This is a genomic window from Microcystis sp. M49636_WE2 (genome assembly GCF_030065375.1).
In the GTDB taxonomy this organism is placed as follows: Bacteria; Cyanobacteriota; Cyanobacteriia; order Cyanobacteriales; family Microcystaceae; genus Microcystis; species Microcystis aeruginosa_C.
Genome location: NZ_JASJFG010000099.1, coordinates 1 through 6623, shown reverse-complemented (window position 1 = coordinate 6623; position 6623 = coordinate 1). Strand labels below are relative to the sequence as shown.

At 44.0% G+C, this 6623-nt stretch carries 6 protein-coding genes; 5 read left to right on the top strand and 1 reads right to left on the bottom strand.

The window, feature by feature from the left end; translation table 11 throughout:
• The coding region (locus PX484_RS25635) for a phosphoenolpyruvate carboxylase (RefSeq protein WP_353853206.1) at positions 1 to 128 on the top strand (128 nt) is incomplete at its 5' end.
• A 432-nt stretch (positions 129 to 560) separates the two neighbouring features.
• Here PX484_RS25635 and PX484_RS02320 read toward each other — a convergent pair.
• Positions 561 to 1271, bottom strand: coding sequence for a Uma2 family endonuclease (locus PX484_RS02320; RefSeq protein WP_287658083.1), 711 nt, complete (start codon positions 1269 to 1271; stop codon positions 561 to 563).
• 291 nt (positions 1272 to 1562) lie between these two features.
• Between PX484_RS02320 and PX484_RS02315 the strand changes: the two genes are divergently transcribed.
• The 4 genes from PX484_RS02315 to PX484_RS02300 all read left to right on the top strand — a co-directional run.
• Complete coding sequence (locus PX484_RS02315; RefSeq protein WP_004268390.1) at positions 1563 to 2507, top strand: LysR family transcriptional regulator; 945 nt, start codon at positions 1563 to 1565, stop codon at positions 2505 to 2507.
• Between the two features lie 46 nt (positions 2508 to 2553).
• Positions 2554 to 4407, top strand: a complete 1854-nt coding sequence (locus tag PX484_RS02310) for an NAD(P)H-quinone oxidoreductase subunit F (protein WP_287767796.1) — start codon at positions 2554 to 2556, stop codon at positions 4405 to 4407.
• Between the two features lie 80 nt (positions 4408 to 4487).
• Positions 4488 to 5213, top strand: coding sequence for a carbonic anhydrase (locus tag PX484_RS02305; RefSeq protein WP_288102748.1), 726 nt, complete (start codon positions 4488 to 4490; stop codon positions 5211 to 5213).
• Between the two features lie 78 nt (positions 5214 to 5291).
• On the top strand, positions 5292 to 6623 hold a 1332-nt coding region (locus PX484_RS02300), incomplete at its 3' end, for an NADH-quinone oxidoreductase subunit M (RefSeq protein WP_288102747.1).

The following is a 6623-nucleotide window of genomic DNA, read 5'->3' as shown; positions in this document are numbered from 1 at the left end:
GTTTACGTCAATACAATAGTCAAGCTCAATCCGGTGTGATTCATTTCCGCTATTCTAAAGAGGAGTTATTAAGGGGCGCTTTAATGACGATTAATGGTATTGCCGCAGGGATGAGAAATACCGGTTGATTACAGATAATTAATGGTAGTTTTCGGGTGGTTATCTTGAAGGTAATCCACCCTATTTTTAAAATTTGTCAACTTTTTGTAGAACTTCTACTAAGTTGTTATTTTTAAAGGGAAAATCACCGTTAAAATTGGGCATTACTTCTGATTTTATCACTCAATCCCAGCTTTTGGGGGGTTCTATTGGCTAATATTAAGTAGCTGGTTATAATTAAATTAAAAATGGATTTTAGGTTCGATCCCCCCTGCCCCCCTTGATAAGGGGGGTGCCGATCCCCCCTTAGTCCCCCCTTTAATCCCCCCTTAATAAGGGGGGCATCTGATAATTTTTAACGCCTACCTACTTATCAGTTATCAGTTCACTGATTATTGTTTACTAATAACCTATGAAAAAACTTAATCTAAATACCATTTTTCCAAAGTAATGGCATGGTATTATTCTTCTTCTAAGGTTAATCCTAACGCCTGTAAGCGTTCCGCTAGTCGATCCGCACGTTTTTTTTCTTTATCGGCACGTTTCTTTTCTTTATCAGCGCGTTTCTTTTCTTTATCAGCGCGTTTCTTTTCTTGACGCATTTGAGACTCTAACTCAACAGTTGTTAAAAATTTCTCTCCATCGGGACGATACAATTCTAAACTAGATTTATCCCAGATAAAACGCATACCTAAGCGGGGACTTATCCAGTCATTGATGGGGATAATTTCTCTTAAATTTTCTCCCTGTCTTTGCCAACCTTGTAAACGACAGCGCATCGGGTTATATAAATAGTATTCTTCTACATTATATGTGTCATAAAACTCTAATTTTCGACTCATTTCTGCTTTTGTATTCTTCGGTGATAGAATTTCAAAAACCACTTGAGGAGCGATATTTTCCTCCTGCCATTGACGATAGGAACCCCTTCGTCCTTTGGGACGGCCAAAAGCTACCATGACATCGGGAGCAACCGGTGAAACCAAAGTAGAACGCAGAGGATACCAGAGTAAATCTCCAGCAATAAACACCCTAGGGTCATCGGCAAAGATAATTTCTAAATTCTCCTTAATTTTGACAATCCACTCATATTGTTCGGTATTATCTGCCATCGGTTGACCATCACTATCTGGGAAAAGAAGATCGTCGTCAATATCAAGATAACTAACCATTGTCTTTTAATTTTAATAGATGGTTGTTTTCTGATTGTAGCAAGATAATTATGAATGATGAATTATGAATTATGAATTATGAATTGGGGAGTGGGGAGAATGGGGTAATGGGGGAGTGGGGGAGAGGGGGAGAGGGGAGGAGGGAGAAAAAAGCTGATGGCTGACAAAAGGTCTTAAGCTGCGGTTATATCTAGTAGAGTCTATATTTATCAAAAAGTTAATTGACTAGAATCTATAAAGGCGTTAGGATTGATGGTGACAAATAGTTGTTATTGAGAAGAGGATAAGAACTTGATACAGGCAACCCTGCACCAGTTAAGGGTTTTCGAGGCTACCGCTCGACACAGTAGCTTTACCAAGGCGGCCGAGGAGTTATTTATCACTCAACCTACCGTCTCAACCCAAGTCAAACAACTCACAAAAGCCGTGGGTTTACCGCTATTCGAGCAAATTGGCAAACGTTTATTTTTAACCGAAGCGGGTCAGGAATTACTGCTCACCTGTCAAGAGATTTTTAAGAAATTGGACAACTTTCAAATGAAAGTGGCCGATATTAAGGGAACTAGACAGGGAAAGCTAACTTTAGGCGTAATTACTACCGCTAAATACTTTGTACCGCGATTACTAGGGGCATTCTGTCAACAGTATCCCGGTATTGACATCGCCCTGCAAGTGACTAATCATCAGAAACTGCAAGAGCGAATGTTAAATAACGAGGATGACCTGTATATTCTCAGTCAACCGCCGGAAGAAGTGGAACTTTGTTCTCAGTCTTTCCTAGAAAATCCCCTAGTGGTGGTGGCGCGACGAGATCATCCATTGGTGGGCCAGAAAAATCTTCCCCTTGAGTGCCTCAACCATCAACCTTTTATTATGCGCGAGTCGGGATCTGGAACCCGCCAAGCGGTACAAAAATTATTTAATCTCCACGATATTAAGGTAAAGGTGCGCTTGGAATTAGGCAGTAACGAGGCGATTAAACAGGCTATTTCTGGGGGTTTGGGAATATCGGTACTATCTAAGCATACTCTCATCTCGGAAGGGGAAAACGGCGAATTAGCCATCCTCGACGTGGAACAGTTTCCAATTCAGCGCAATTGGTACGTTTGTTATCTGGCTGGAAAACAACTTTCCGTGATTGCCGATGCTTTTTTAAAATACCTGCTGGAAGCTAGTCAAACCATCCCCATTCATGCCCCGTTAAAAAATGGTGACAGCTTATTAGTGAGCCATTAAACCTTAAACTTTAATTCAGGATCATTTTTCTTCTTGAGGTGGTTATATGTTCGAGTCCTTCAGCCAGACTATCTGGTTGGTACCTCTTTATGCCTTCGCCGGCGCACTTCTCGCTCTACCCTGGTCTCCCGGTATTATCCGGCAAACCGGCCCGCGACCGGCCGGTTATCTGAACTTGATCATGACCTGCTGGGCTTTTTTGCATAGCCTTTTTGCTTTGCTCGCCGTTTGGGGTCGTCCGCCGCAATCTATAGCATTTAATTGGCTAAATGCCGCAGATTTAAGCATATCTTTAGATGTGCAGATTTCGGCCGTTAATATCGGGGCTTTACTGCTAATTACCGGCTTAAACCTCGCCGCTCAGGTATATGCGATCGCCTATCTAGAAATGGATTGGGGTTGGGCAAGGTTTTATTCTCTCGTCGCCCTCTTTGAAGGGGGTATGTGCGCCCTAGTTATCTGTAATTCGCTATTTTTCAGCTATTGTGTGCTAGAAGTTCTCACCCTCGGCACTTATCTACTGATTGGTTTCTGGTTCAATCAATCTCTGGTGGTAACGGGGGCGCGGGATGCTTTTCTAACCAAACGGATTGGCGATTTAATCCTGTTGATGGGAGTGGTGGCCCTTTTACCCCTGGCGGGAACCTGGAACTTTGACCAATTAGCAGAATGGGCAGCTACAGCCAATTTAAACCCCAATGTGGCTAATTTACTCTGTTTAGCCCTGATTGCAGGTCCAATGGGCAAATGCGCTCAATTTCCCCTGCATTTATGGCTAGATGAGGCCATGGAAGGACCGATGCCCGCGACAATTCTGCGGAATACCGTCGTCGTTTCCACTGGCGCTTGGTTATTGGTGAAATTAGAGCCGGTGCTACAATTATCGCCCTTAACCTTACAGGTGATGATCATTGTTGGCTCTGTTACTGCCATCGGTGCGGGGTTAATTGCGATCGCACAGATCGATGTCAAGCGCTCCCTTTCCTATTCCGTCAGCGCCTACATGGGACTGATTTTTATCGCTGTGGCCACCGGACAAACGGAAACAGCTTTAGTGTTACTCTTTACTTATGCGATCGCTATGTCCCTGTTAGTCATGGTGGTGGGTAACATCGTTTGGAATAATATCAGCCAAGATTTAAGCCAATACGGCGGTTTATGGTCCCGTCGTCCCGTTTCCGGCATTTGTTATCTCGTCGGTGCCGCTAGTTTAGTCGCACTGCCTCCCTTTGGTGGTTTTTGGTCATTGGCCCGCATGGGCGATCGCCTCGCAGAAGTCAGTGGTTTACTGTTATTAGTGCTATTGTTGGTCAATGCCTTAACTGCCTTTAGTGTCACTAGAGAATTTTGCGTTTTCTTTGGCGGTAAAATCAAACCGATGACCCTGCGCTCTCCGGAAGCTCTTTGGCCCTTAGTTATCCCCATGACTGTGACCATGGGTTTCGCCCTTCATCTGCCGATTTTATTAGCGCAATGGCATTTATTACCAAGTAACTTAAATCTGGGAGTGGCTTTTCTCTTGGTGCTTTCCACTGCTGGGGGCGTAATTCCGGCAGCATATATTTATCTGAATGAAAATATCTCCAAACCGATCGTTTTTCAACCGAAAGCCCTTCAAGATTTCTTTGCTAACGACCTTTATACAGCCAAATTGTATAAAGTTACCATCGTTTTTGTCGTCGGATTAATCTCGCAAATTATTAACTGGATCGATACCTTTCTGGTGGATGGCATCGTTAACCTGGTGGGATTAGCCACGGTTTTTGGTGGTCAGAGTTTGAAATATAACGTCTCGGGCCAGACCCAATTTTACTTTCTGTCGATTATTTTGGGGGTGGCTTTGATTGGTATTATCATCTGCTGGCCCCTACTATCACAAATTTCTCTAGTTTTCAGTTAAAGATTTGATAACTTAGGCTTTTCTTTAGCATCCCCGGCCCTGACAATAGGATTTGTCCTGATTAATGGAAACAATTACCTATGTTCAATACCTCTCGTCGCCAATTAATCCGTTATGGGGGTGGTTTTTTGGGAACCAGTCTAGCCGCCTCTGTTTTGGGTTCTCAGTTGTCCAAAAGTAACGCCCAAACCGCCGTTAATTCCCAGCCATGGCTAACGGCTCAAAATCAAGGATTGAACCCAGACCAGGCCTTAACTATGCTCATGGAAGGCAATCAACGTTTCTGGGAACGAAGAAAAAAAAGTCCTAACCGCGATCAAGCTCGACTCACAGAAGTGGCCGAAAGTCAAGCCCCTTTTGCGGCAATTTTGGGCTGTGCCGATTCTCGCGTGCCGGCAGAAATCGTTTTTGATCGCGGATTAGGAGATCTATTTGTTTGTCGGGTAGCGGGAAATTTAGCCACTTCCGAAGAAATTGGTAGCCTTGAATTCGGCACGTTGGTGTTAGGAGCCAAGGTAATTGTTGTCCTTGGTCATTCTCGTTGTGGAGCGGTAAAAGCCACCATTGAAGGGGGTCGTTTCCCGGGTCAAATCGGTAGTTTAATCGATGGCCTACAGGTGGGAGTTGATCGGGCTGAAAAACAACCCGGTTCTAACAAACTTGAGCGAGCCATTAAATCCAATGTTGTCTATCAAGTAGAGAAATTAGGCAAGTCCCCAGTCATGGGTGATTTAGTAGATAAAAAACAATTAAAAATTGTTGGAGCCTACTACGATCTCGATACCGGCAAAGTGAGTTTAATTTAGTCAATTCTAGATTAGTCATCGTGTCGTTTGGCTAATCCTTTTCTCATCCCAGTCATTATAAATTCGATCGATACCAATATGCTCAGTACCCTGCTTTGGTTGCCAATAATTGGAGCAATTATCGTCGGTCTTTTCCCCGATAAATTTGCCCCAGCAAAATTACGTCAAATTACCCTCTTTTTTGTTGCCGCCGTCCTCCTTTGGTCTTTATATCTGCTGACTCAATATAACTTAACCAGTAATGGCTTTCAATTTTCTGAATACCGCGAATGGGCAAAACCAATCGGTTTAAGTTATAACCTCGGAGTCGATGGTTTGTCCTTACCGTTAATTATTTTAAGCTGTTTCTTGACAGGAATAGCTATCTATAGTAGCGAAGAAAAAATAGAGCGTCCCCGACTTTATTACATCCTAATCCTCCTGATTAACGCCGGGGTTTCTGGGGCATTAATGGCCAAAAACCTGCTGCTGTTCATCGTTTTCTATGAACTAGAATTAATCCCCTTTTATCTGATGATTGCTATCTGGGGAGGCGAAAAACGTGGCTATGCTTCGATTAAATTCCTTCTCTACACTGCTGTCTCTGGGTTATTAGTCCTAGCGGCATTTTTAGGCATAGGTTTCCTCAACGGTGGTACTTTTGACTACTCCTCCCTCTCCACCGCCGATTTCTCCCAAAAAACCCAATTACTGCTCTTAACTCTGCTGTTAGTGGGATTTGGCATCAAAATCCCCCTCGTACCTCTCCATACTTGGCTACCGGATGCCTATACGGAAGCTTCCCCCGCTACAGCAATTTTATTAGGTGGTATCCTCGCTAAACTCGGTACTTATGGCTTAGTTCGCTTTGGTCTGCAATTATTCCCGGAAACTTGGTCTTTAATCGCCCCCGGACTGGCAATTGTCGGCGTTATTAGCGTTATTTACGGTGCTTTGAGCGCTATTGCCCAAAAAGACATTAAACGCATGGTGGCCTACAGTTCGATCGGTCACATGGGCTATATACTGGTAGCAGCCGCCGCCGGCACGGGTTTAAGCGTCCTTGGTGCCGTCGCGCAAATGATTAGCCATGGTCTCATTCTCGCCCTCTTATTCTATCTGGTGGGCATCGTCGAACGCAAAGCCGGAACTAGAGATTTAGACGTTTTAAACGGTTTAATGAACCCAATTCGCGGTTTACCCCTGGTTAGCGCTCTATTAATTCTCGCCGGTATGGCCAGCGCTGGGATCCCCGGATTAGTGGGATTTGTGGCGGAATTTATCGTTTTTCAGGGTAGTTTCTCCCGTTTTCCCGTGCAGACGGTTCTCTGTATCATCGCTTCCGGTTTAACGGCGGTTTACTTTGTTATCCTGCTTAATCGCACCTGTTTTGGTAAATTGGATAATAAACTTGCCTACTATCCCAAAGTC

What these genes read in the sequence shown, in the direction of transcription:
- PX484_RS02305 (WP_288102748.1), top strand. Translation starts at nt 4,488, where the DNA reads ATGTTCAATACCTCTCGTCGCCAATTAATCCGTTATGGGGGTGGTTTT.
- PX484_RS02320 (WP_287658083.1), bottom strand. Translation starts at nt 1,271, where the DNA reads ATGGTTAGTTATCTTGATATTGACGACGATCTTCTTTTCCCAGATAGT.
- PX484_RS02310 (WP_287767796.1), top strand. Translation starts at nt 2,554, where the DNA reads ATGTTCGAGTCCTTCAGCCAGACTATCTGGTTGGTACCTCTTTATGCC.